The sequence below is a fragment of the Sporomusa sp. genome, from assembly GCF_057736855.1.
The window spans coordinates 898-1,756 of record NZ_JBYKYF010000453.1 but is presented as its reverse complement, the minus strand read 5'-3'; the positions used below and the strand labels follow the sequence as shown (position 1 = coordinate 1,756).

1 protein-coding gene and 1 pseudogene are annotated in these 859 nt (G+C 40.4%); one reads left to right on the top strand and one right to left on the bottom strand.

Going from position 1 to position 859, the window contains the following annotated elements; translation table 11 throughout:
* Window positions 1-189 (bottom strand): DUF255 domain-containing protein (locus tag AC29Z1_RS17550; RefSeq protein ID WP_488272731.1); only part of this gene is annotated, 189 nt, incomplete at its 3' end.
* A gap of 72 nt (window positions 190-261) precedes the next feature.
* Here AC29Z1_RS17550 and AC29Z1_RS17545 point away from each other — a divergent pair.
* A pseudogene (locus tag AC29Z1_RS17545) lies at window positions 262-859 on the top strand (IS256 family transposase); the annotation flags it as partial.

Below are 859 nucleotides of genomic sequence, written 5' to 3'. Positions count from 1 at the left end.
GGCTACCTCTTCATCTTCAAAACACTCCCTCTCCATCACATGGCACCAGTGGCAGGTGGAATAGCCAATGGAAAGAAAGATGGGCTTATCTTCCGCTTTTGCTTTTGCAAATGCTTCTTCACCCCAGGGGAACCAGTCCACGGGATTATGAGCATGCTGCAGGAGGTAGGGGGATTTCTCGTTTACCAGTCGAGCCTGTGAAAAAAAGTCTGTAAAATAAGCTTTCTATGATAAAATATAAAATCATAGGAGGCTTTTTTAATGGCTAAGAAAAAAATTGTAATGACAGAGGGAAAAAGAAATATTATCGCATCACTACTTCAAGAGTATGACATCAAATCTGCAGAAGACATCCAAGAAGCTCTCAAAGACTTACTTGGTAGCACAATCCAAAGCATGCTTGAAGCAGAGTTAGATAACCACCTTGGTTATGAACCTTATGAAAGGACTGAAAATACAAATTCGAGAAATGGAAGGAAGCCAAAATCAATCCGGAGTTCATATGGGGAAATGGAAATTGCCGTTCCTCAAGATCGAGAAGGCACGTTTGAGCCTCAGATTGTAAAGAAGCGTCAAAAAGATATTTCAAGCATTGAGCAAAAGATTATAGCAATGTATGCCAGAGGACTAACAACCCGCCAGATATCTGATCAAATTGAAGATATATATGGCTTTGAAATTAGCGAAGGCATGATTTCAGACATCACCAATAAACTGCTACCTGAAATAGAGGAATGGCAAAAACGGCCTCTATCCAGTGTTTACCCCATAGTCTTTATCGATGCAGTACACTTTTCAGTTAGAGATAACAACGTTATCCGAAAGTTAGCAGCCTATACTATCCTTGGACTCAATGACG